Here is a 24,559-nt window from a genome sequence, read left to right as displayed (position 1 = left end):
GAGGAGTTTTATGGAAAAATTAATAATAACTGCTGCTATATGTGGAGCTGAGGTTACTAAAAAGCATAATCCGAATGTTCCGTATACAGTACAGGAAATAGGAAGAGAAGCTCAAAGTGCATATAATCAAGGAGCAAGTATAATACATCTTCATGTCAGAAATGATGATGGAACTCCAACGCAGGATATAAATAGATTTAGAGATTGTATTGAAGAAATAAAAAGAAGATGTCCAGATGTAATAATTCAACCATCCACTGGTGGAGCAGTTGGAATGAGCAATGAAGAGAGACTTCAGCCAATATATTTAAAACCAGAAATGGCAACTCTTGATTGTGGAACATGTAATTTTGGTGGAGATGATATATTTGTAAATACAGAAAATACTATAAAGGAATTCTCAAAAAAAATGATGGAACTTGAGATAAAACCAGAGATTGAAGTTTTTGACAAAGGAATGATAGATACTGCAATAAGGTTTTCTAAAAAAGGATATATAAATAATCCTATGCATTTTAATTTTGTTATGGGAGTAAATGGAGGAATAAGTGCAACTGCAAGAGATTTAATATTTTTAAAAGAAAGTATTCCAAAAGAATCAACATTTACAGTATCAGGAATAGGAAAATATGAGTTTGAAATGGCAGCACTATCAATATTAATGGGTGGACATGTTAGAGTTGGTTTTGAAGATAACGTTTACATATCCAAAGGAGCTTTAGCAAAGTCAAATGGAGAGTTAGTAGAGAAGGTTGTAAGAATAGGAAAAGAACTTGGAAGAGAAATAGCATCTTGTGATGAAGCTAGAAAAATACTTAAACTCAAGGGGTGAAGAAATGAATAAATTAGTATGTATTGATGATTTGAAAAATTTAATCAAAGATGGAATGACTATTATGATAGGAGGATTTTTAGGATTTGGAACTCCTGAAAAATTAATAGATTTACTTATACAAATGAATATAAAAGATTTAATAATTATAGGAAATGATACAAGTTTTATAGATAAAGGAATAGGAAGACTTATTGTAAATAATCAGGTTAAAAAAGTTATAGTATCTCATATAGGAACTAATCCTGAAACAGGAAAATTAATGAATGAAGGAAAACTTGAAGTTGAGCTATCACCTCAGGGAACGTTGATTGAAAGAATAAGAGCAGGTGGATTTGGACTTGGTGGTGTACTAACTCCAACAGGTGTTGGTACTTTAGTAGAAGAAGGAAAAGAAAAAATAAATATTAGTGATAAAGAATACATATTAGAATTACCTCTAAAAGCAGACTTGGCTTTAATTAGAGGAAGTATAGTAGATAAATTTGGCAATACATTTTATAAAGGTATAACAAAAAATTTCAATCCAATAATAGCCATGGCAGCTAATACTGTAATAGTAGAAGCCCAAGATTTAGTAGAAGTAGGTGAAATAGAGCCGGAAGTAGTAATGACACCTGGGGTATTAGTAGATTACATAATAGAAGGAGGGGAGTAATTTGATTATAGATGAAAAAAAAGGAAAAGAAATTATAGCTAAAAGAGTTGCAAAAGAATTAAGTGACGGCCAGTTGGTAAATTTAGGAATAGGGCTACCTACTAAAGTTGCAAATTATATACCTAAAGGAATTAATGTAACTTTTCAGTCAGAAAATGGAATGGTTGGAATGGGAAAAGCTTGCGAAAGTGGAAAGGAAGATGCAAATATAACTAATGCAGGTGGTCAGTATGTAAATATACTTCCTCAAGGAGCTTTCTTTGATAGTGCAATGTCCTTTGGATTAATTAGAGGAGGACATGTAGATGCAACAGTTCTTGGAGCTCTTCAAGTAGATGAAGAAGGTAATCTTGCTAATTGGAACATACCAGGAAAATTTATTCCAGGAATGGGTGGAGCCATGGATTTAGTTGTAGGAGCTAAAAAAGTAATAATTGCTATGCTTCATACAGCTAAAGGGAAACCTAAAATATTAAAAAAATGCAACTTACCTTTTACAGCAAAGAAGGTAGTCGATTTAATAGTTACTGAACTTGGAGTTATAGAGGTTACAGATAAGGGACTTGTTTTAAAAGAAATAAATAAAAATATAACTATTGATGAAATAAAAGCTGTAACAGAAGCAGAATTGATAATTTCTGAAAATTTAAAATATATGGAAGGTTAAAGGAGGATAAAAATGAAAAGAGGATGTAAATATGGAACACACAGAGTAATTGAGCCAAAAGAAGTACTTCCACAACCAGCAGTTAAAGTATGTAATGATATGAATATATTTGATAATGAAATATTAATTGATGTTCAAGCTCTTAATATTGATTCTGCAAGTTTTACACAAATAGAAGAAGAATGTGAAGGAGATATTGAAAAAATAAAAGAAAAGATACTTGAAATAGTAAATAATAAAGGAAAAATGCAAAATCCAGTTACAGGATCAGGTGGAATGCTAATAGGAAGAATAGAAAAAATAGGAAATACTTTAAAGGATAAAACTAATTTAAAAATAGGAGATAAAATAGCAACATTAGTATCTCTTTCTCTAACACCTCTTAAAATAGATGAAATAATAGATATTAAGCCTGATATAGATAGGGTGGAAATAAAAGGAAAAGCAGTATTGTTTGAAAGTGGAATATATGCAACTCTTCCTGAAGATATGGAGGAAACATTAGCACTAGCTGCACTTGATGTAGCAGGAGCTCCAGCACAAACTAGAAAGCTTGTAAAGAAAGGGGAAACTGTTTTAGTACTTGGAGCAGCTGGTAAATCAGGAATGTTGTGTTGCTATGAAGCTAAAAAGAAAGTTGGAAAAAATGGAAAAGTTATAGGTCTTATTAGGAATGAAAAAAGTAGAGATTTTCTTAACTATACAGGATTTTGTAATGAAATTATAGTTGCAGATGCTCAAAAGCCAACACAAGTTTTAAATGAAGTATTAAGAGTAAATGAAGGAAAAGAAGTAGACATAGCTATAAACTGTGTAAATGTTGAAAATACAGAAATGTCAAGTATACTTCCTGTTAGAGATGAAGGAATAGTTTACTTTTTCTCCATGGCTACAAGTTTTACTAAAGCAGCTCTTGGAGCAGAAGGAGTAGGAAAAGATGTAACAATGATAATAGGAAATGGATATACAAAAAATCATGCAGAAATAACACTTGAAGATTTAAGAGAATGTGATACTTTAAGAAAAATATTTGAAGATTTATACGTATAGCTTTATTAAATATATTATAGGGGGTAAAAAATGAAAATAAATAGAAGATTTGAGCTTTTTGAAAATGTTAATGATGAAGATTGGAATGATTGGAAGTGGCAAATAAAAAACAGAATAGAAAGTGTAGATGAGCTTAAAAAATATATACCGCTTACAGAGGAAGAAGAAAAAGGAGCTAGGCAGTGTCTAGAAACTTTAAGAATGGCTATAACTCCATATTATTTATCTTTAATAGATATAAATGATCCGAATGATCCTATAAGAAAACAGGCAATACCAATAAATCTAGAACTAAACAAATCAGATGCAGATTTATTAGACCCACTTCATGAAGATGAGGATTCTCCAGTGCCTGGGCTTACTCATAGATATCCAGATAGAGCTTTATTATTAGTTACAGATCAATGTTCTATGTATTGTAGACACTGTACTAGAAGAAGATTTGCAGGACAAAAGGATTCTTCTCTTCCAATGAATCAAATAGATAAAGCTATAGATTATATTAAAAAGACTCCTCAAATTAGAGATGTTCTTTTGTCTGGTGGAGATGCACTTTTGATATCAGATGAAAAGCTTGAACATATAATAAAAAGATTAAGAGAAATACCTCATGTTGAAATAGTAAGAATAGGGTCTAGAGTTCCAGTAGTTATGCCTCAAAGGATAACTAAAAAGCTTGTAAATATGCTTAAAAAATATCATCCAATTTGGCTAAATACTCACTTTAATCATCCTAATGAAATTACAAAAGAATCTAAAAGAGCTTGTGAAATGTTAGCTGATGCTGGTATACCTCTAGGAAACCAATCTGTACTATTAAGAGGGGTAAATGATTGTGTTCATGTAATGAAAAAACTTGTAAATGAATTAGTTAGAATAAGAGTTAGACCTTATTATATATATCAATGTGATCTTTCTATGGGACTTGAACATTTTAGAACAACGGTTTCAAAAGGGATTGAGATTATAGAAGGATTAAGAGGACATACATCAGGTTTTTGTGTTCCTACATTTGTAGTTGATGCTCCTGGTGGTGGTGGTAAAACTCCTGTTATGCCAAATTATATTATATCTCAAAGTCATAACAAGGTAATACTTAGAAACTTTGAGGGGGTAATAACAACATATCAAGAGCCAGATAATTATACTCCAGAATGTAGCTGTGATATATGTAATAAAGAAAAAGAGATAAAGCTTGTTGGAGTAGCTGGGCTTCTTAATAATCAGCAAATGGCCTTAGAGCCAGAAGGACTTGAAAGAAAGTTAAGAGGAAAGGAAAAGCATGAAAAATCTCATTCAAATGCTTAAAAAGTATAACAGCTTATCTATTATAGGAATGGATAAAAATGTTGGGAAGACTACAACATTAAATTATATATTAAATGAGGCCAGGGGAAAAATTACCCTTGGTCTTACATCAATAGGAAGAGATGGAGAAGAAATAGATTTAGTTACAAGCACTGAAAAACCAAGAATATATGTAAAAAAAGGAAGCCTTATTGCAACAGCTAAAAATTGTTTTTTAAATAGCGACATTACAAAAGAAATATTAGATAATACCTCTATAAATACACCAATGGGTGAAGTGATAATATTTAAAGCTCTAAGTGATGGATATGTAGAATTAGCAGGACCTTCATCAAATAATTACTTAAAAGAAATATGTGAAAAACTTAAACAGTTAGGATTAGACCTTGTAATAGTAGATGGAGCATTATCTAGAAAAACATTAGCTTCTCCAGGAATTACTGATGCAACAATACTTTGTACTGGGGCTGGTTTATCAAGAGATATAAATAAAGTTGTAGATAAAACTTTACATACTGTTAATTTATTATCTTTAGATAATGAAAAAAATAAGGAAGTATTGAGTTTATTAAAATCTATTTTAAAAGTAGGTGTTATATATAAAGATAATACAATTAAAAATCTGAATATTCCAACTGCTCTAGATTCATCTAAGGAGATACTAGAAAATTTAAATGAGAACTCAAAATATATAGTTATAAAAGGGGTAGTAGTAGATAAACTTTTAGAAGATATAATGAAGGGAACTGATATATATAGTGAGATTACTTTTTTAGTAGAAGATGGAACAAAGCTATTTCTAAGCAAAGAAGTATTATATAGATTTATAAAAAGTGGAGGAAATATAAAAGTAATAAATCCTATAAAAATAATAGGAATAAGTATTAACCCTAAATCGCCTTATGGATATGAGTTTGATAAAAATAATTTTTTAGATATTCTAAGAAAGAATATAAACCTACCTGTATTCGACGTTATAGGAGGTGGTTAGAATAAAATTTTTAGATAATAATCAACGAAATATGGTCGGATTTAATTTTATAATGGAAAAATTAGATGTTATTACACCTTATGGAATAAATCAAAAAAAGAATATAAAACCATTTAGAAGAAATGAAAAGTATTTATTAATGAAAGAGTTAGAAAATATCCAAAAAATAATAGAAAGTATAAAAAATAATAATGATATTTATAAAAGTATAGATAGAATATTTTATAAATTTAAAGATATAAGAAATTCAATTGAAAGATGTAAGAATTTAAATACATTAGATGAAGTAGAACTTTATGAATTAAAGTATTTTTCTATGTTAATGGAAGAATTAATTAACCTTTACAAAAAATTAAATCTGAATATAGAAAATATAAAATTTAATTCTGTGAAATCAATAATAGATTTATTAGATCCTGAAGAGGAAAAAATATCTACATTTTATATATATGATTCATACAGTGAAAATCTTAAAAAAATAAGAGAAGAAAAAAGAAAAATAGAAGAAAAAATATTTATTGAAGAAGATAAAGAAAAAGTAAATATATTAAAGGAAGATAGGCTAGATATAGTACTTTTAGAAGAAAAAGAAGAACTAAAAATAAAAAAATATTTATCAAATGAAATATATAATTATTTAGCTTTGATAAAGAAAAATATAGATTCATTAGGGAAATTAGATTTATTAATAGGAAAAGGAAAGCTTGCTATTAATTACAATGGAGTAAAACCAAAAATTTGTGATGATATGAAAATAGAATTTAAAGAGTGCTTTAATCCTTATATAAAAGAAATACTTAAAAAAAGAAAAAAAGATTTTATTCCAATAAGTATATCTTTACATAGAGGAACAAGTGTAATTACTGGAGCAAATATGGGAGGAAAAAGTGTTACTTTAAATACTATAGTACTTAATTTACTCCTTGGACAAATGGGTTTTTTTATTTTTTCTAAAGAAGCAGTATTTCCAATACTCGATTTTATATATTTCATATCTGATGATATGCAGTCAATTTCTAAGGGACTTAGCACATTTGGAGCTGAAATAATTAAATTAAAGCAGATAATAGAATGTATAAAAAGAGAAAATGGGTTTATAGCACTTGATGAATTTGCAAGAGGAACAAATCCTAAGGAAGGATATTTTCTAGTAAAAGCTCTTTGTAAGTATTTAAAAGATTTTAATAGTATAAGCTTAATAACTACTCATTATGATGGAGTAGTTGATGATGATATGGTACATTATCAAGTAATAGGACTTAAAAATGTAGATTTTGATTCTTTAAAATTAAAAATAGATCTTAATAAAACTAATTCTATTGAAATTATCCAGGAGCATATGGATTATAGACTTGAGAAATTATCAAAAGAAAATAAAGTACCAAAGGATGCGCTAAATATATCCATATTATTAGGACTTGAAGATTCTATTGTAAATATTGTTAAAAATTACTATGAAGAGGGGGAAAGCTATGAATAGTAAATTAAATTTAGATTGGGAGGTTGTAAAAAAATCAAGAGAATGTGCAAAAAATATAGCAACTCAAACACAAGAATTTATAGATAGACATACCACAGTAGCTGTTGAAAGAACAATTTGTAGGCTTCTTGGAATTGATGGTGTAGATGAATTTGGGGTTCCTCTTCCTAATGTAGTAGTGGATAATATTAAGAAGGGAAATGGACTTTCAATTGGAGCAGCTATATTTATTGGAAATGCAGTATTAAGACTAGGACTTACTCCACAAGAAATAGCTGAAAAGGTTTCTAAAAAAGAGCTTAATCTTACAAAATTACCTATGAAGGATTTATTTGAAATAAAAATAAAGGTATCTTCAATTGCTAGAGAAGCTGTTAAGAAGATAAAAGAAAATAGAGAGAAAAGAGATTATTATTTAGATAAATTTGGTGATAAAGAAGGTCCTTATTTATATGTAATAGTTGCAACTGGAAATATATACGAAGATATAACTCAGGCAAAAGCTGCAGCAAGACAGGGAGCGGATATAATTGCAGTTATAAGAACAACAGGACAAAGTCTTCTTGATTATGTACCATATGGAGCAACTACTGAAGGGTTTGGAGGAACATATGCAACTCAAGAAAATTTCAGACTTATGAGGGAAGCACTTGATGAAGTTGGTGAAGAACTTGGAAGATACATAAGACTTTGTAATTACTGCTCTGGACTTTGTATGCCAGAAATTGCTGCCATGGGGGCGTTAGAAAGACTAGATGTAATGCTTAATGATGCTTTATATGGAATATTATTTAGAGATATAAATATGAAAAGAACTATGATAGATCAATATTTTTCAAGAGTAATAAATGGATATGCAGGAGTAATTATAAATACAGGAGAAGATAACTATTTAACAACAGCTGATGCAATAGAAGAAGCTTATACGGTGCTTGCATCACAGTTTATAAATGAACAATTTGCTTTACTTTCTGGACTTAAAGAAGAACTTATGGGACTTGGTCATGCATTTGAAATGAATCCAGATACTAAGGATGGCTTTTTGTTAGAGCTTGCTCAAGCTCAAATGGCAAGAGAAATATTCCCTAATGCTCCTCTTAAATATATGCCTCCTACTAAATTTATGACAGGAGATATATTCAAAGGACATATACAAGATGCTTTATTTAACATGATAACTATAATGACTAATCAAAAAATTCATCTTTTAGGAATGTTAACAGAAGCTATTCATACTCCTTTTATGTCAGATAGAGCATTGTCTATAGAAAATGCAAAATATATATTTGATAATATGAACTCTTTAGGAGAAGAAATAATCTTTAAAAAAGACGGAATAATACAAAATAGAGCTAATGATGTTTTAAATAAAGCTCATGAATTATTAAAAGAAATAGAAAAGGAAGGGCTGTTTAAAACTTTAGAAAAGGGAATATTTGCAGGAATAAAAAGACCTATTAATGGTGGCAAAGGGCTAGATGGAGTAGTTGAAAAAGGTAAAGATTATTTTAATCCATTTATAGAGTTAATGTTAGGGGGGAGAAACTAATGAGCGGTGGTCTTTATTCAATGGAAAAAAAAGATTTTGATAAAACTTTAGACCTCACCAAAGTATCTCCTTATGGAGATACAATGAATGATGGAAAAGTACAAGTTAGTTTTACTCTTCCTGTAGAGGATAATGAAAAAGGAGTAGAGGCTGCTAAGATACTTGCTAAAAATATGGGGATAGAAAATCCTTCAGTAGTTTGTCATAAAGAGCTTTATAAGGGATTTACATTTTTTGTGGTATATGGAAGTTTAAAATATACTGTTGATTATACTCAAATTCATGTTGAAACAGTAGACGTTGAAACTATGTCTATGAAGGAAGTTGATGAATATATAAAAGAAAATATAAAAGAAAAGGTTGTTGTTGTTGGAGCAAGTACTGGAACTGATGCTCATACTGTAGGAATAGATGCAATTATGAATATGAAAGGATATGCAGGACATTATGGACTTGAAAGATATGAAATGATAGAGGCGTATAATTTAGGAAGTCAAGTTCCTAATGAAGAATTTGTAAAAAAAGCTATAGAGCTTAATGCTAAAGTTTTATTAGTATCTCAAACTGTTACGCAAAAGAATATTCATATAAAAAATTTAACTCATCTTGTAGAACTTCTTGAAGCAGAGGGAATAAGAGAGAAAATAGTTTTAATATGTGGTGGTCCTAGAATTACTCATGAGCTTGCTAAAGAGCTTGGATATGACGCAGGATTTGGACCTGGAAAATATGCAGATGATGTTGCAACATTTGCTGTTAGTGAAATAGTTAATAGAAATCTTATATAAATAGGTGGGGGAATATGGATAATTTAATTTATGAAAAAATAAGTAATCATGTGGGTGTTTTAAAAATAAATAGGCCTAAATATTTAAATAGTTTAAATATTAAAACACTTAATGAAATAAATATGTTCTTAGATGAAATAAAAAAAGATAATGATTTATATGTATTGATTATTACTGGTGAAGGAGATAAAGCTTTTGTAGCAGGAGCGGATATTAAGGAAATGAAGGATATGAATTCTATTGAGGCCATGGAATTTTCTAAATTTGGGAATAAAGTATTTAAAAAGATAGAAAATTTGGAAAAAGTAGTAATAGGAGCAGTAAATGGATATTGTTTAGGAGGAGGAATGGAACTTGCTTTATCATGTGATATAAGAATAGGAAGTAATAATTCTAAATTTGGCCAACCTGAGGTTAGCTTAGGTATAATTCCAGGATTTGGGGCAACTCAAAGACTTCTAAATGTTATAGGGATAGGAAAGGCTAAAGAATTAATATTTATTGGAGATATGATAGATTCAAAAGAAGCTTTAAATATAGGTCTTTTAAATAAAATTGTAGATAATCCTGTTGAAGAAGCAATTAATATATCTAATAAAATAATACAAAAAGGACCTATAGCCATAAAACAAGCCAAAAAATCAGTAAACTTTTCTTATAATAAAAATTTAGCTCTAGATTATGAAGTGGAGTGCTTTGCTAATTGTTTTAATACAGAGGACCAAAAGGAAGGAATGGAAGCTTTTACACAAAAAAGAAAAGCAGAGTTTGAAAATAGATAGGGGGATTGCTATGAAAATAGGGGTTATTGGTAGTGGAACAATGGGAAGTGGTATTGCTCAAGTATTTATAGAAAATGGGTATGAAGTTATTTTTAAAGGTATAGATGAAAAAAGTATTCAAAGAGGAAAAGGAATAATAGAGAAAAATTTAGACAATAAGGTTAAAAAAGGAAAATTATATGCAGAAAATAAAATGGAAATTTTAGAAAAATTGAATTTAACAACAAATATAAATGACTTAAAAGATGCTGATATTATAATTGAAGCTGTTGTAGAAAATATAGATATTAAAAAACAAATATTTAAAGAATTAGATGAAATAGTTAAAAATGAAGCGATTTTAGCTACTAATACTTCATCACTAAGCATTACAGAAATAGCACTTACAACTAAAAGGCCAGATAAGGTAATTGGAGTACACTTTTTTAATCCAGCACCTGTTATGAAATTAGTTGAAGTTATAAATGGCATTTCAACATCACAAGAAACTATAAAAAAGGTAAATGAAGTATGTAAGAATATAGGGAAAAATCCTGTAAAAGTTGAAGAAGCCCCAGGATTTATAGTAAATAGAATACTTATTCCTATGATAAATGAAGGAGTAGGAATACTAAGTGAAGGTATAGCAAGTAAAGAAGAAATAGATCAAGCTATGAAACTAGGAGCAGGACATCCTATGGGGCCATTTGAGTTATCGGATTTAATAGGAAATGATGTTGTTTTATATATAATGGAAATATTACATAAAGAATTCGGTGATGACAAATATAGACCACATCCACTTCTTAGAAAAATGGTAAGAGGTAATTTATTAGGAAGAAAAACTAAAAAAGGATTCTATGATTATAATTAGGGGGAATTAAAATGAGAGAAGCTGTAATTGTTTCTGCTGTTAGAACACCTATTGGAAATTATGGAGGTAGCCTTAAAGATATATCAGCAAAAGATCTTGGAAGTTTAGTTATTAAAGAGGCTTTAAAAAGAGCTAGTGTAAGCTCAAGTAAAGTAGATGAAGTTTTGTTCGGATGTGTTCTTCAAGGTGGACTTGGACAAAATATAGCTAGACAGTGCTCAATAGATGCAGGTATTCCAAATTATGTTCCTGCAATGACAATAAACAAAGTTTGTGGATCAGGACTTAGAAGTGTATCTTTAGCTATTCAGACAATACTATCTGGAGATAATGATGTAGTAGTTGCTGGTGGAACAGAAAATATGTCTAAATCTTCATATTTCTTAGAAAATGCTAGATGGGGATATAGAATGGGAAATAATGAGATAAAAGATATAATGATAAATGATGGACTTTGGGATGTATTTAATAATTATCATATGGGGATTACAGCTGAAAATTTAGCAGATAAATATAATATAACTAGACTTGAACAAGATAAGTTTGCACTATCTTCTCAAAATAAAGCAGAAAAAGCACAAAAAGAAGGAAAGTTTGATGACGAAATAGTTCCTGTTATTATTCCTCAAAAGAAAAAAGACCCTATAGTATTTGATAAAGATGAATTTATAAGATATGGAGCTAATTTAGAAAAGTTACAAAAGCTAAGACCAGCATTTAAAAAAGATGGAACAGTTACAGCAGGTAATGCTTCTGGGATAAATGATGGAGCAGCAGCACTTGTTATAATGAGTAAAGAAAAATGTGAATCATTAGGACTTATGCCACTTGCTAAAATAGTTAGTTACTCATCAGTAGGAGTAGATCCTTCTATAATGGGAATAGGCCCAGTTGAAGCTGTAAAAAAAGCTTTAAATAAGGCGGACTTAAAACTTGAAGATATGGATTTAATCGAGGCTAATGAAGCATTTGCAGCTCAGTCTTTAGCGGTTGCAAAAGAATTAGAATTTGATATGAATAAGGTAAACGTAAATGGAGGAGCAATAGCCCTAGGACACCCAATAGGAGCATCTGGTGCTAGAATATTGGTAACTCTTTTACATGAAATGAAGAGGAGGGATAGTAAATATGGACTTGCAACACTTTGCATAGGTGGAGGAATGGGAACTGCTGTAGTAGTTGAAAGATAAATAAATATAAAAAAACTGTTAGTTATAGAACAACTGACAGTTTTTTTATATACAATAAAATTATGTTTTTGTATAATATTTACAAAGAAACATTCTGTTTAAATAGATTTAAATTCAGGGGGAGATGTATATGATTATTAGAGAAATTAGATTAAAGGATTCAAAATGTTTTTTGGAAATGTTAAAAAAATTAGATAGTGAGACAAAATTTATGTTGTTTGAATCAGGAGAGAGAAAAACATGTGAAGATGAAATGAAAAAAATTATAAATAAAAAAATAGAATTAGGTTCATTAACTTTAATAGTTGAAGATAAAGATAAAATAGTTGGTTTTCTATCTGCAGAGAAAGGGTTTGCAAATAGAATAAAGCATAGTGCTTATATTGTTGTAGGAATATTGAAAGATTATTGCGGAAAAGGAATTGGAACAAAATTATTCAAACATATGGAGATTTGGGCTCAAAAAAATAAAATAACAAGACTTGAATTAACTGTTATGGCTCATAATGAAGGAGCTTTAAAATTATATAAAAAAATGGGCTTTAAGATAGAGGGAGTAAAGAAAAAATCAATTATTGTAGATGGTAGATATATTGATGAGTATTACATGGCTAGATTATTTTAGAGGTAGAAAGGGGATAAATATGAAACCAGCACTAGTAGTTATAGATATGCAACCGTTTTTTTTTAGAACCGATGAAAGAAAAGAAAAGTTAGATGAGCTTATAGTAAAAATAAATGAGTTAATAGAATTTGCAGATGAAAATAGTATTCCTGTATATCATGTAAAAACAATTCATAAAAGAAATAAATCTACATGGAATTTAGTAATGAGGAAACATAATTTTGGGGCACTTTTTGAAGGAACAGCTGAAAGTAAGATAATACCTGAAATTATTAGGAAAAATCATCATAAAGTTATAGTTAAAACAAGGCAGAGTACATTTATAAGAACAAATTTTGAAAAAGAATTAAGAGATAATAGTATAGATACAGTGATATTATCAGGAGTTTTTACACATGGTTGTGTAGGAAGAACAGCTATAGACGCTTATGAACTGGATTTCAACGTTATATTAGCAATTGAGGCTTCCTTTAGCCATTTAAAAAATCAAGAGAGAGTAATGCTGGAAGTTATAAAAGAAGAACAGCAACAAAAGGTGTTATCAAACAAAGAAATTATAGAACTATTAAAAAAATAAACCTATAATCAAAATTTTGATTATAGGTTATGATTTTATATATATTTGGCAAATTCTTTACCGAATTCAAAACATTGCTTTAAAGTTTCTTCTGATGGGAAGAATTTTTTACTTATAGACTCAACTGGCATCTTAAAGCCCATTAGTTTAACAATAGATTCAGCCATTTTAATTCCTTCTCCACTCCATCCAAAGGAACCAAATACTCCTGCTATTTTACCCATATTTGCCATTGGGTCTATTATAGATAATGCATCCCACATTGGTTTTACCATAGATTTATTTATAGTAGGAGAACCTAGAATAAGACCTTTAGACATATTAATAACATCATGAACATGTTCTAAGCTTTCATTTTCTATATCAATATATTCAACTTTTACTCCTTCTGATTCTAAACCTTCTTTAATCTTTTTTGCCATTAATACAGTATTCTTATATGCTGATAAATAAAGAATAGCAACTTGCTTTTGGTTTGAAGTATTAACTACATCAGTAGACCACTCTACATATTTTTGAATATTGTAATTTATATCTTCAGATAATATAGGGCCATGAGAAGTAAGTATTGTTTCTATTTCTAAATCCTTAACCTTTTCAACTGCATTTAAAACATGTTGAGCAAAAGGCTTTACTATAGAGTCATAATAATACTTAAAAGATTTTTTATATTCTTCTTTATGAACTTCTTTTGGATCTATACTAGAGTAGTGAGAACCAAAGGCATCACAAGTAAACAATGTTTTATCACTTTCACTGTAAACAAACATTGTATCTGACCAATGAAGAAAAGGTGCAGTAATAAACTTTAATTTTTTACTTCCTATATCAAGCTCTTCTCCATCTTTTATAACATGACATTTAAAATCAGCATTTACTTGCTCTTTTAAGAAAATACTAGCAGCTCTAGTGCAGTAAACTTCTACATCAGGATTAATTTCCAATATATACTTTAAACTTCCAGAATGATCTGGCTCTGTATGATTAATTATTACATAATCTATTTTTTTAATATCAGTTATCTTATTAAGCTTTTGAATAAATTCATCTTTAAAATTAGCTTTTACAGTGTCAATTAATACTTTTTTTTCATCATCAATAAAGTAAGAGTTGTAAGTTGTACCGTACTCGGTTTTCATTATAATATCAAAAACTTCAAGATCTGGATCTAAAACTCCTGTCCAATAAATATTATTTTTTACTTTAAATGATTCCATATAAAATACCTCCTAAATTTCTTATATTCTTTGTATACCCAATTTATTAAATATTAATCAAAACACTTAATAAAAATTTATCAAGTAAATTAATTATATTTTTTAATTCTTAAAATAGTATTTATTTCATATTCATATAATTAAAGAAAGTATAATTTTTTTCTTAAGTAGAATATAAAAAATAACTTAGGAGGTATTTTTATGAGAAGAAATTTTAGAAAAAACAAGTTTAAAAATAATAGATTTAAGAAAAATAATAATGTACTTAATAAAATTTTGATACAGTTTGTAATTTCATGTATAATTGTTTTATTGGCTTTTGGAATAAAATTAAATGTTTTAAATAGTGAAAAATATTTAACTCAAATTAAATATGTATTAGAATATAATTTGAACTTTCAACAATATTCAGATTTAATACATAAAAAAGTAACGGAGGTATTAAAAATATATGAATCAGAAGGTGAACTTGAATAATATACTAGCTAAAGTAGAAAAACCTGCAAGATATTTAGGAAATGAAATGAATTCATATCATAAAGATACGAATAATAAAGAATTAATAAGATATGGGTTTTGTTTTCCAGATGTATATGAAGTAGGAATGAGCCATTTAGGGCTTCAGATTATGTATAATCTTTTAAATTCAAAGGAAGATATATACTGTGAAAGAGTATTTGCTCCAGCTGTAGATATGGAAGAAAAAATGAGAGAAAATAATATTTCTTTATTTGGACTAGAATCAAGAGAGCCAGTTACAAACTTTGATTTTTTAGGCTTTACTCTTCAATATGAACTTTCATATACTAATATACTTAATATGTTAGAACTTGGAAAAATTCCAATTTATTCAAAGGATAGAAAGTTAAATCATCCATTTATAATGGTAGGAGGTCCATGTGCTTATAATAGTGAACCTATAGCTGATTTTGTAGATATTGTAGTTCTTGGAGAAGGAGAAGAAGTAACTCTTGAAATAATAAATAGATATAGAAGTTGGAAAAAGAATAAAACTACTAGACAAGAATTTCTTTATGATTTAGCTAAAAATGTAAAGGGAGTATATATTCCTTCGCTTTATAATTTTAATTACAATGAGGATGGAACTATAAAGGAATTAGTACCTTTAAAAGAAGACATTCCAACTAAAATACAAAAAAGGATTATTAAAAACTTAGATGAAAGTTTTTTCCCAGATAAAATATTAGTTCCTTTTATAGATGTAGTACACAGTAGAATAATGCTTGAGCTTTTTAGAGGATGTACAAGAGGTTGTAGATTTTGTCAAGCAGGTATGATATATAGACCTATTAGAGAAAGAAGTGTAGAAAAATTAAAAGAACTTGCTAAAAAGTTGATTGAAAGTACAGGATATGAAGAAATATCGTTATCTTCTTTAAGTACAAGTGATTATTCACAGCTTCAAGAACTTACTGATTATTTAATTTCGGAGTATGCTAAAAAGGAAAGAATAGGTATATCTCTTCCTTCTTTAAGACTTGATAATTTTTCGTTAGAGCTTGCTCACAAGGTTCAAGAGGTTAGAAAAAGTGGATTAACATTTGCGCCAGAAGCAGGGACTCAAAGGCTTAGAGATGTTATAAATAAAGGTGTTACTGAAAATGATTTAGAGAATGCTACTAAAAAAGCATTTGAAAAGGGATGGAATAGCGTAAAACTTTATTTTATGATTGGACTTCCAACTGAAACTTATGAAGATTTAGATGGAATAGCAGACCTTGCATATAAGGTGATTGATATATATAGAGATGTCCACAATGGAAAATTAACTAGAAACTTTAATGTTACTGTTAGTACTTCTTCTTTTGTTCCAAAAGCTTTTACACCATTTCAGTGGCATGGACAAGATACAATAGAAGAGCTTACAGAAAAACAAAGATATTTAACTAAAAAGCTTAGAAATAGAAATATAAAATACAATTACCATGATAGTGAGACTAGCTTTTTAGAGGCTGTGATTGCAAGAGGAGATAGAAGAATTTGTAAGGTTATCTATGATGCATTTAAAAAGGGATGTAAATTTGATGGTTGGGGAGAACATTTTAAGTTTGATTTATGGAAGGAGTCTTTTGAAGAAAACAATATTGATATGAGCTTTTATGCAAATAGAGAAAGAAATTATGAAGAAATATTCCCTTGGGATCATATAGATGCAGGAGTTAGTAAGAAGTTTTTAATGAGAGAAAATGAAAAAGCAAAAAGAGGAGATCTTACACCTGATTGTAGAGGAAGATGTAATGCTTGTGGGATAAATGTAGATTTAGCAAGGGGGTTGTGCTAATGAGTATTTTAAGATGTAAATTTACTAAAGAAAAAGACATGATATATATATCACATTTAGACCTTCAAAGGCTTCTTCAAAGAAGTTTAAGAAGAGCAGGAATAAAAGTAAGTTATTCTCAAGGATTTAATCCTCATCCTAAAATTTCTTTTGGACAAGCATTGTCCCTTGGTACAGTAAGTTTTGGTGAATATATAGATATTGAACTTGATGAAGATATAAGTGAAGATGATTTTTTAACTAGGATAAATAATGCTCTTCCTGATGGTGTTAAGTTTTTAAAGGCAGTATGTATTGATAAAAGTATCCCTTCTTTAATGTCATCTATTAGCCATGGCTCATATACATTAGAAATAAAAGTAAATGATAATATAACAATAGATGATATAAAAGCAAAAATAGATGAATTTATGAAAAAAGATGAAATTGTATTTATTAAAAAAACTAAAAAAGGAAAATTAAAAGAAGTAAATATAAGACCTTTAATAAGAAGATTAAATGAGGTGTCTTTAGAAGACAATATTTTAATTTTAAATGCAATTATATCTACAGGTTCAAGTGGAAATTTAAATCCTAACACTTTAGTAGAAAAATTAAGTGAAGTTTCAAATTTAAATATGGATATAGATAATATAAAAATCATAAGAAATGATTTATATAGTGAAGATAACAAAAAATTGATAACACCTATTTAGGAAGTGATAAAATGAAGTCTTTAATAGTAGATATAGGACTTTATCAATCTAAAATAGCATATTTAGAAAATAATAAGCTGATAGATCTATTTATAGAAGATAAGAGCAATAAAAAAACACAAAACAATATATATAGAGGTATAGTTAAGAATATTCTTTTAGGAATGGAAGCAGGATTTATTGATATAGGTTCTGATAAAAATGCATATTTAAAGATTAATAAAGGTCAGGTAATAAAGAAAGGACATGAAATTTTAGTTCAAGTTAAAAAAGAAGCTATAGGTGATAAAGGACAAAAGTTAACTACAGAAATAAGTATTCCAGGAAGATATCTAGTTTTAATGCCAACTAGAGATGATATAGCTGTTTCAAATAAAATAGCAGATGAAGAAGAAATAAAAAGACTTAAAAGTATAGTATCAAAAATAAAACCTGAAAATGTTGGCGTTATTATAAGAACTGAAGCTTTAGGAAAAGATGAAAAGGATTTTGAAAGAGATTTTAAAGAACTAATTAATATATGGGATGACATAAAAAAAGAAAATAAACTTGGAATGGGACCAAAACTTTTATATAAAGACTTAGATATGACTTTAAAAGTGATAAGAGATATTTTTAATTCAGATTTTGATAAAGTGATTGTAAATAATTTAGAAAAGTTTAATCAAATTAAAAAAATATTAAAGAATATAGATAAATCATATGAATCTAAGGTAGAGTATTTCGAAGAAGGAATAGATATATTTGATTATTATGGAATAAAAAAAGAATTAAAAAGAGCTTTAAATAGAAAAGTTTGGCTTAAAAACGGAGGATATATAATAATAGACAAAACAGAAGCTTTAACAGTTATAGATGTTAATACTGGCAAATATACTGGAAAATTAGGGCTTGATGAAACTGTTTTTAATACAAATTGTGATGCTGCAAAGGAAATAGCAAGACAAATTAGAATAAGAGATATAGGTGGAATTATAATAGTAGATTTTATTGATATGAAAAGTAGTGCATACAAGAAAAAACTAATAAAAAAATTACAAGAATATTTACAAGAAGATAAAGTAAAAGCTAAAGTTTTAGGAATGACAAATTTAGGGCTTGTTGAGATTGTAAGAAGAAAATCTAAAGACTCAATAGATAATCATTTTAAAAGTGAATGTATTTACTGTGGTGGAGGGGGAAAAATAAAATCTATAAATAGTATATTAGATAATATAGAAAAAGAAGTTATAAGAATAAAAAAGCATACTAATCTTAAAAATATCTTATTTAGAGTATCTTCTTATATATATAATAAATTGAATGAAAATAAGTTTAAAGATATTAAAATTATATCTGAATATTATGATTTGGATATAAAAATTGAAAAAGATATTGAATTAGATGTGAATAACATAAAAATAATATATTAGAATAGAATTTAAAATAAGGATGGAAAAATTCCACCCTTACTTAATAGTATGTTTAGGAGTAAATGTCAAACAATCAGTTTCTTGGATGGTTCTAGCTCGTTGAGCTTTAATTTGAATAGATGGAGCTAGACAGTGTTTTTTTCCATCATTATAATGACATGTTTCAACTGAACATTCAACTCTACTAATTGGTTGATTTGACATATTTATATTCATTTATATTCCTCCATTTCACAGTTTAATTTATATCTTATATATATTTTGTTAAAAAAGTAGAAAAAATATACGTAAACAATTATAGTTAAAAAGCTAAAAATTATTTAATTAAGAAATATTTTCTTGACAAAGTATGTATTGTTTGATAAGATTTATATCTGTAGGTAGCCGCACAATTCGGGTTTCAAAATCCTAATTTAGGTACCTGGAATTGGCGAGACTGGTTTGAGGAGGTGTAATAATGTACGCAATAGTAGAAACAGGTGGAAAACAATATAAAGTTTCTGAAGGAGACGTAATATTCGTTGAAAGATTAGAAGCTAATGAGGGTGATGTTGTTACTTTAGACAAGGTATTGGCTTGTTCTAAAGATGGTAACCTTGTATTAGGAAGTCCTGTAGTTGATGGAGCTAAAGTTGAAGCTAAAGTTTTAGAGCAAGGAAAAGCTAAAAAAATAATAGTTTTCAAATACAAGCCTAAAAAAGACTACAGAAGAAAGCAAGGACATCGTCAACCATACACTAAATTAGTTGTAGAAAAAATAAACGCTTAATTATGATTAAGGTTGTTATAAAAAGAAATTCAAAGGGAAAAATAGTTGGATTTAGCATAAATGGACATGCAGGCTTTGCCAAGCACGGTGAAGATATAGTATGTGCAGCAGTTTCTGTACTTGCCCAAACTGCTGTAATTGGAATTCATGACTATGCTAAAGTAAATTGTCAATTTAATATTGATGATGGAAAGCTTGAATGTAAAATTCCTTGTGACATTTCTAATGAAAAGAGAGTACAGACTGATGCCATACTAGAAACTATGGCGTTAGGACTTAAAAATATAAAAGAAGGATACTCTTCTTATATAAAAATCAAAGAAGAGGAGGTGTAATTATGATATTAAAAATGAACCTTCAGTTATTTGCCAGCAAAAAAGGAGTTGGTTCTTCTAAAAACGGTCGTGATTCTATCTCTAAAAGACTAGGTGTTAAGAGATATGACGGACAAGTTGTTACTGCTGGAAGTATAATAGTAAGACAAAGAGGAACAAAAATACACCCAGGAAATAATGTTGGAAGAGGCGGAGATGATACATTATTTGCTAAAGTAGATGGTGTAGTTAAGTTCGAAAGAAAAGATAAAAAGAGAAAGCAAGTTAGCATTTATCCAGTTGCTGTTGCTGAATAAGATTATAAGGAGTGTTTTTAAAACACTCCTTTTATTAATGTAGAATAAAAAAAGAGGATTGCCCCGTATATAAATAGAATAGTGTATAGTATAAGAAAGTTATGTAAGGAGGGGCTTATTTGAAGAAAGTAAATGAAATAGATTTATATTATTGGGACTTAATAGAAGAATTGTTAAGAGAGCAAAGACATGATTTTTTAAATGAAATACAAATAATATTTGGATATATAAAGTTGAATAAAATAGACAAAGCTGTTGAATATATAAATAAGGTAAGTAATAATGCTAGAATATGCTCAAAGCTTTCAAATTTAAATTGTCTAGATTTATGTTTGATGCTAAATGAAAAATTTAATAAATGTAAGGATTTAGATATTAATATAGATTTTGAAGTGTATAGTGTTGGAGAAAAAAGTGAATTTTTAAATAAAAACATAAAAGAAGCAATTGTTTTTTTTGAAAAAGCAGTAGACATAATATTAGGTTTTATGTATAATAATCCTAATTTTGAAGAATATATATTTTATATTGAAGAAACTTCAGAAAATTTTATTTTAAAAGTTGATTTAAATTATTTTTCTGATATTGAGCAGCTTAGGAAAAAACTTGATCTATCCTATGGAGAAGTTATTTTAGATGAAGATTATTTAATATATGAAATTGAACTTAATTAAAGGGTGATAAGCATGTTTATAGATAAAGCTAGAATATTTGTCAAAGCTGGAAAAGGTGGAAATGGACTAGTAGCATTTAGAAGAGAAATATATGTTCCAGCTGGAGGGCCTTCAGGTGGTGATGGAGGCCATGGAGGTAATGTTATATTTGAAGTTGATGAAGGATTAAGAACTTTAATGGACTTTAGATATAAAACTAAGTATGTAGCTTCAAATGGAGAAGATGGAAAAAATAAAAAAATGAATGGAAAATCTGCTGATGATTTAGTACTTAAGGTACCTCCAGGAACTGTAATAAGAGATGAAGAAACAAATCTTGTAATTGCAGATCTTAAAAAGAAAGGAGATAGAGCTATAGTTGCTAAAGGAGGAAGAGGAGGAAGAGGAAATACTCACTTTACTACAGCTGTAAGACAAGCTCCAAGTTTTGCAGAAGCAGGTAGGGAAGGACAAGAAAGATGGGTAGTGCTTGAACTTAAAATGTTAGCGGATGTAGGATTGATAGGTTTTCCAAATGTAGGAAAATCAACTTTTCTTTCAGTAGTAACAAAAGCTAAGCCTAAAATTGCTAATTATCACTTTACAACTCTTACTCCAAATTTAGGAGTAGTTAAGACAAAATTTGGTGATAGCTTTGTTCTTGCCGATATTCCAGGTATAATAGAAGGAGCAAGTGAAGGAATAGGACTTGGACATGAGTTTTTAAGACATATTGAAAGAACAAAAGTTTTAATTCACATAATAGATGTATCTGGTATTGAAGGAAGAGATCCAATAGAGGATTTTGAAAAAATAAATGAAGAACTAAAATTATATAATGAGAAGCTATCAGGTAGAACTCAAATAGTTGTTGCTAATAAAATGGATTTACCAGAGGCTAGAGAAAATTTTGAGATATTTAAGCAAGAAATTGAAGCAAGAGGATACAAGGTATTTTCTATGTCGGCTGCTACTAGAGAAGGAATAGATGATGTTATAAATTATGTTTCAAATGTACTAAAGGAAGTAGAAGATATAGAATTAGTAGCTGAAGAAGAAATGTTAAAAGACATTGATATAAATGATAATAAAGATGAAGAAATAGAAGTTAGAGTTGAAGATGGAGTTTATATAATAGAAGGTAAAGCTCTTCAAAACCTTTTATACTCTGTTAATTTTGATGATATGGAATCTGTTCAATATTTTCAAAAAATTATGGAGAAAAAAGGTGTATTTGAAAAGCTCAGAAAATTAGGAGTACAAGATGGAGATTTAGTTAAATTATATGACTTAGAATTTGAATACTATCATTAATACGGAGGTAAATATGTTAACAGGAAAACAAAGATCTTATTTGAAATCAATAGCTAATGGTATAAAGCCTATAACTCAAATTGGAAAAGAAGGAGTTACACAAGCTTTTTTAAATCAGTTAGATGACGCATTAGAAGCAAGAGAAATAGTTAAAGTTACTGTACTTGAAAATAGTGGTCTTAGTGCTAAAGAAATTGCAAATGAAGTTGCTAAAGCTGCAAGAGCAGAATTTGTTCAAGCTATAGGTTCAAAATTTACTATATATAGAAAATCTATAGATAATCCTACAATTGAACTTCCAAAAAAATAATAACTTATTTAAAGTCCTCATATTGTTTTTTCTAATAAGTAAAAATAAATGAGGACTTTATTATTAATCTAGATTATACTCACTATCTAATAATTTATTTATTACTTTTCTAATTATATTAAAATCAAATCCTTTATAAGATAGGTGTTGTGAAAGTTTTCTATATACTTTATTTTTATCTTCATTTTTAATTTTTTCTAGCTTTTTTTTTCCTAAGTTGAGTGCATTTTCAAATTCTATATCATCAGATAATTCTTCTTTTAATATGTCATTAATAGTAGATTTATCTATTCCTTTTTTATACAAACTTTCTTTTATTTTGTTTTTTCCATATTTATTTATATTTATTTTATTTTTTGTTATGTTTTTGGCGAGTTCAAGATCATTTATAAAATTATATTCTTTTAAAAAACATATAACTCTATTTATTGTATTTTCATCAAATTCATCTTTACTTAATTTATATCTTATATTTTTTTCAGATTGATATGAACGTGAAAGTATATTTAAAGCCTTATTTTTTGCTTTAAGATACATTTCTTTTTTTATTAAATCTTTTAAGGTAATCTCATCTACATCTTTTCCTTCTTCGATTTTTAATTTATAAATAATATCTTTATATACTCCAATAAAAAATTTATTATCTACATATATATTACTTCTTTCAATATTTTTTTGATTCTCAATTTTAGTTATTTTAGGCATAAAAATCATCCTTTGCTAAATATTTTAAACTACTAGTGTGAGAATTAGTATTTCTTATATTGTTATTCAAATAACTTCTCTTTAATTATGATACGCAAGTACAAGCCTTGGGTCAATACTATAGTAAAATTTACAATTTAATATTATTAAATAATTATTATATTAAATACTATTTGTCACGTTAAAATGATAAATAAATATATTATTTTCAAAGAGGTGAATTATGTTATGATAAAAAATAGATTAAAAGAAATAAGGTGTGAAAAAGAATTTATTTCACAAAAAGATTTTGCTAGCTTTTTAGGTATAAACAAACATCAATATAGCAAATATGAAAGAAATGTACTTCAGCCTAATTTAGAAACTGCATTTAAGATATGTATAATATTAGATTTAGACATAAAAGATATATTTTACCTGGAGTAAATACTTCAGGTAAATTCCTCTATATACCTTTAATTTTAAAATGAAATGTTGTATAATGTCTTAGTTAGTACTAAAAAAGAGGTGTCTAGATGAATATAAACAATGTATTAAAAAAAGGGATAATAATAAACAAAAAAAAGACAAGTAGTGTGTATAAAAATAGAGTAAATATAAAAAAAATTGGCATAATGGGAGGAACATTTGACCCTATACATTATGGACATTTAGCTACTGCTGAAGCTGTTAGGATAAAATATGAATTAGATAAGGTTATATTCATACCTTCAGGAAATCCACCTCATAAAGGACATAAAAATATAATAGATAAATTTTATAGATATAATATGACTATACTAGCGACAATGAGTAATACATACTTTGAGGTTTCATCAATGGAAATAAAAAGAGAAGGAAGGACTTATACAATTGATACATTGAAAAAGTTAAAAAATCTATATATGGATTCGGAACTATTTTTTATAACAGGTGCAGATGCCCTTTGTGATATTGAAAGTTGGAAAGATGTACAAGGAAATTTTAATTTAGCTACATTTATTGGAGCTACAAGACCTGGTGTTGAATTATTGAAAGTAAAAAATAAGATAGATCGTCTTAAGAATAAATATAATGCTAAAATACTAAATATTCATGTTCCTTCCTTAGATATTTCATCTACTGATATAAGAGAAAGGATTAAGCAAAATGAATCTATAAAGTATTTGCTTCCTGAAGATGTGGAAAAGTATATTTATAAATATAATTTATATAGGTGATA

At 28.0% G+C, this 24,559-nt stretch carries 29 protein-coding genes and 1 other annotated feature; of the genes, 26 read left to right on the top strand and 3 right to left on the bottom strand.

The annotated features are described in order from the left end of the window. Positions 1–10 precede the first annotated feature (10 nt). The 14 genes from kce (at position 11) to BUA77_RS01145 (ending at position 13,350) form a co-directional block, all read left to right on the top strand. Complete coding sequence (gene kce, locus BUA77_RS01210; RefSeq protein ID WP_072886588.1) at positions 11–832, top strand: 3-keto-5-aminohexanoate cleavage enzyme; 822 nt, start codon at positions 11–13, stop codon at positions 830–832. A 4-nt stretch (positions 833–836) separates the two neighbouring features. After that, positions 837–1,490, top strand: coding sequence for a 3-oxoacid CoA-transferase subunit A (locus BUA77_RS01205; RefSeq protein WP_072886587.1), 654 nt, complete (start codon positions 837–839; stop codon positions 1,488–1,490). 1 nt (position 1,491) lies between these two features. After that, positions 1,492–2,157 (top strand): 3-oxoacid CoA-transferase subunit B, encoded by a 666-nt coding sequence (locus BUA77_RS01200; RefSeq protein WP_072886586.1) that lies wholly within the window; start codon positions 1,492–1,494, stop codon positions 2,155–2,157. Between the two features lie 12 nt (positions 2,158–2,169). Beyond that, on the top strand, positions 2,170–3,207 hold the full coding sequence (kdd, locus tag BUA77_RS01195) for an L-erythro-3,5-diaminohexanoate dehydrogenase (RefSeq protein WP_072886585.1): 1,038 nt from the start codon (positions 2,170–2,172) through the stop codon (positions 3,205–3,207). 30 nt (positions 3,208–3,237) lie between these two features. Continuing rightward, positions 3,238–4,515 (top strand): lysine 2,3-aminomutase, encoded by a 1,278-nt coding sequence (kamA, locus tag BUA77_RS01190; RefSeq protein ID WP_072886584.1) that lies wholly within the window; start codon positions 3,238–3,240, stop codon positions 4,513–4,515. Continuing rightward, positions 4,490–5,506, top strand: coding sequence for a lysine 5,6-aminomutase reactivase subunit KamB (gene kamB, locus BUA77_RS01185; protein WP_072886583.1), 1,017 nt, complete (start codon positions 4,490–4,492; stop codon positions 5,504–5,506). The genes kamA and kamB overlap by 26 nt, the downstream gene beginning before the upstream one ends. After that, positions 5,499–6,986, top strand: a complete 1,488-nt coding sequence (gene kamC / locus BUA77_RS01180) for a lysine 5,6-aminomutase reactivase ATPase KamC (RefSeq protein WP_242939061.1) — start codon at positions 5,499–5,501, stop codon at positions 6,984–6,986. The genes kamB and kamC overlap by 8 nt, the downstream gene beginning before the upstream one ends. Then, complete coding sequence (gene kamD / locus BUA77_RS01175; RefSeq protein ID WP_072886582.1) at positions 6,979–8,535, top strand: lysine 5,6-aminomutase subunit alpha; 1,557 nt, start codon at positions 6,979–6,981, stop codon at positions 8,533–8,535. Before kamC ends, kamD begins: the two co-directional genes overlap by 8 nt. Continuing rightward, the gene (kamE, locus tag BUA77_RS01170) at positions 8,535–9,323 is read left to right on the top strand and encodes a lysine 5,6-aminomutase subunit beta (RefSeq protein WP_072886581.1); all 789 of its coding nucleotides are present in this window, start codon (positions 8,535–8,537) and stop codon (positions 9,321–9,323) included. Before kamD ends, kamE begins: the two co-directional genes overlap by 1 nt. A gap of 14 nt (positions 9,324–9,337) precedes the next feature. After that, positions 9,338–10,105 (top strand): enoyl-CoA hydratase-related protein, encoded by a 768-nt coding sequence (locus tag BUA77_RS01165; protein ID WP_072886580.1) that lies wholly within the window; start codon positions 9,338–9,340, stop codon positions 10,103–10,105. Between the two features lie 10 nt (positions 10,106–10,115). Beyond that, entirely contained in the window at positions 10,116–10,958 is an 843-nt protein-coding gene (locus BUA77_RS01160) for a 3-hydroxybutyryl-CoA dehydrogenase (protein WP_072886579.1), read from the top strand. Positions 10,959–10,969: 11 nt separating this feature from the next. After that, entirely contained in the window at positions 10,970–12,148 is a 1,179-nt protein-coding gene (locus BUA77_RS01155; protein WP_072886578.1) for an acetyl-CoA C-acetyltransferase, read from the top strand. Between the two features lie 130 nt (positions 12,149–12,278). After that, positions 12,279–12,773 carry a GNAT family N-acetyltransferase gene (locus BUA77_RS01150; protein ID WP_072886577.1) on the top strand — a complete coding sequence of 165 codons (495 nt, stop codon included), beginning with the start codon at positions 12,279–12,281 and terminating at the stop codon, positions 12,771–12,773. A 19-nt stretch (positions 12,774–12,792) separates the two neighbouring features. After that, complete coding sequence (locus tag BUA77_RS01145) at positions 12,793–13,350, top strand: cysteine hydrolase family protein (RefSeq protein ID WP_072886641.1); 558 nt, start codon at positions 12,793–12,795, stop codon at positions 13,348–13,350. 35 nt (positions 13,351–13,385) lie between these two features. Here the strand turns inward: BUA77_RS01145 and BUA77_RS01140 are convergent, their stop codons facing one another. Next, positions 13,386–14,567, bottom strand: a complete 1,182-nt coding sequence (locus BUA77_RS01140; protein WP_072886576.1) for an FprA family A-type flavoprotein — start codon at positions 14,565–14,567, stop codon at positions 13,386–13,388. Positions 14,568–14,768: 201 nt separating this feature from the next. Here BUA77_RS01140 and BUA77_RS01135 point away from each other — a divergent pair, with 201 nt between their 5' ends. Genes BUA77_RS01135 through BUA77_RS01120 form a run of 4 tightly spaced genes read left to right on the top strand, consistent with a single transcriptional unit; the run spans position 14,769 to position 18,976 of the window. After that, a complete protein-coding gene (locus BUA77_RS01135) occupies positions 14,769–15,044 on the top strand; it encodes a hypothetical protein (protein ID WP_072886575.1) in 276 nt (91 codons plus the stop codon). Further along, positions 15,019–16,869, top strand: coding sequence for a TIGR03960 family B12-binding radical SAM protein (locus BUA77_RS01130; protein ID WP_072886574.1), 1,851 nt, complete (start codon positions 15,019–15,021; stop codon positions 16,867–16,869). The genes BUA77_RS01135 and BUA77_RS01130 overlap by 26 nt, the downstream gene beginning before the upstream one ends. Then, positions 16,869–17,564, top strand: coding sequence for a TIGR03936 family radical SAM-associated protein (locus tag BUA77_RS01125; protein ID WP_072886573.1), 696 nt, complete (start codon positions 16,869–16,871; stop codon positions 17,562–17,564). The genes BUA77_RS01130 and BUA77_RS01125 overlap by 1 nt, the downstream gene beginning before the upstream one ends. Before the next feature lie 11 nt (positions 17,565–17,575). Beyond that, complete coding sequence (locus tag BUA77_RS01120) at positions 17,576–18,976, top strand: Rne/Rng family ribonuclease (protein ID WP_072886572.1); 1,401 nt, start codon at positions 17,576–17,578, stop codon at positions 18,974–18,976. Between the two features lie 36 nt (positions 18,977–19,012). Here the strand turns inward: BUA77_RS01120 and BUA77_RS01115 are convergent, their stop codons facing one another. Continuing rightward, positions 19,013–19,192, bottom strand: coding sequence for a DUF1540 domain-containing protein (locus tag BUA77_RS01115; protein WP_072886571.1), 180 nt, complete (start codon positions 19,190–19,192; stop codon positions 19,013–19,015). Between the two features lie 158 nt (positions 19,193–19,350). Then, positions 19,351–19,424: a sequence feature (ribosomal protein L21 leader region), on the top strand. A gap of 9 nt (positions 19,425–19,433) precedes the next feature. On the opposite strand from BUA77_RS01115, the gene rplU reads away from it, so the two are divergent. From rplU to yhbY, 6 genes are all read left to right on the top strand, one after another. Then, positions 19,434–19,745 (top strand): 50S ribosomal protein L21, encoded by a 312-nt coding sequence (gene rplU, locus BUA77_RS01110; protein WP_072886570.1) that lies wholly within the window; start codon positions 19,434–19,436, stop codon positions 19,743–19,745. 2 nt (positions 19,746–19,747) lie between these two features. Beyond that, positions 19,748–20,080, top strand: a complete 333-nt coding sequence (locus BUA77_RS01105) for a ribosomal-processing cysteine protease Prp (protein WP_072886569.1) — start codon at positions 19,748–19,750, stop codon at positions 20,078–20,080. A 5-nt stretch (positions 20,081–20,085) separates the two neighbouring features. Further along, complete coding sequence (gene rpmA / locus BUA77_RS01100) at positions 20,086–20,376, top strand: 50S ribosomal protein L27 (RefSeq protein WP_072886640.1); 291 nt, start codon at positions 20,086–20,088, stop codon at positions 20,374–20,376. 119 nt (positions 20,377–20,495) lie between these two features. Then, positions 20,496–21,050 (top strand): Spo0B domain-containing protein, encoded by a 555-nt coding sequence (locus BUA77_RS01095; RefSeq protein ID WP_072886568.1) that lies wholly within the window; start codon positions 20,496–20,498, stop codon positions 21,048–21,050. Positions 21,051–21,062: 12 nt separating this feature from the next. Then, positions 21,063–22,343, top strand: coding sequence for a GTPase ObgE (gene obgE, locus BUA77_RS01090; RefSeq protein WP_072886567.1), 1,281 nt, complete (start codon positions 21,063–21,065; stop codon positions 22,341–22,343). Between the two features lie 13 nt (positions 22,344–22,356). Next, positions 22,357–22,653, top strand: a complete 297-nt coding sequence (gene yhbY / locus BUA77_RS01085; RefSeq protein WP_072886566.1) for a ribosome assembly RNA-binding protein YhbY — start codon at positions 22,357–22,359, stop codon at positions 22,651–22,653. A 63-nt stretch (positions 22,654–22,716) separates the two neighbouring features. Here the strand turns inward: yhbY and recX are convergent, their stop codons facing one another. Then, positions 22,717–23,358, bottom strand: coding sequence for a recombination regulator RecX (recX, locus tag BUA77_RS01080; RefSeq protein WP_072886565.1), 642 nt, complete (start codon positions 23,356–23,358; stop codon positions 22,717–22,719). A 228-nt stretch (positions 23,359–23,586) separates the two neighbouring features. Between recX and BUA77_RS01075 the strand changes: the two genes are divergently transcribed. After that, positions 23,587–23,784, top strand: coding sequence for a helix-turn-helix transcriptional regulator (locus tag BUA77_RS01075; RefSeq protein ID WP_084605374.1), 198 nt, complete (start codon positions 23,587–23,589; stop codon positions 23,782–23,784). 89 nt (positions 23,785–23,873) lie between these two features. Beyond that, positions 23,874–24,557 (top strand): nicotinate-nucleotide adenylyltransferase, encoded by a 684-nt coding sequence (gene nadD / locus BUA77_RS01070; protein WP_072886563.1) that lies wholly within the window; start codon positions 23,874–23,876, stop codon positions 24,555–24,557. The last annotated feature ends 2 nt before the right edge of the window (positions 24,558–24,559 follow it).

It is taken from the genome of Tepidibacter formicigenes DSM 15518 (assembly GCF_900142235.1).
GTDB lineage: Bacteria > Bacillota > Clostridia > Peptostreptococcales > Peptostreptococcaceae > Tepidibacter > Tepidibacter formicigenes.
Note: the sequence above shows the minus strand (reverse complement) of the source record. Positions and strands in the feature narration are given on the sequence as shown.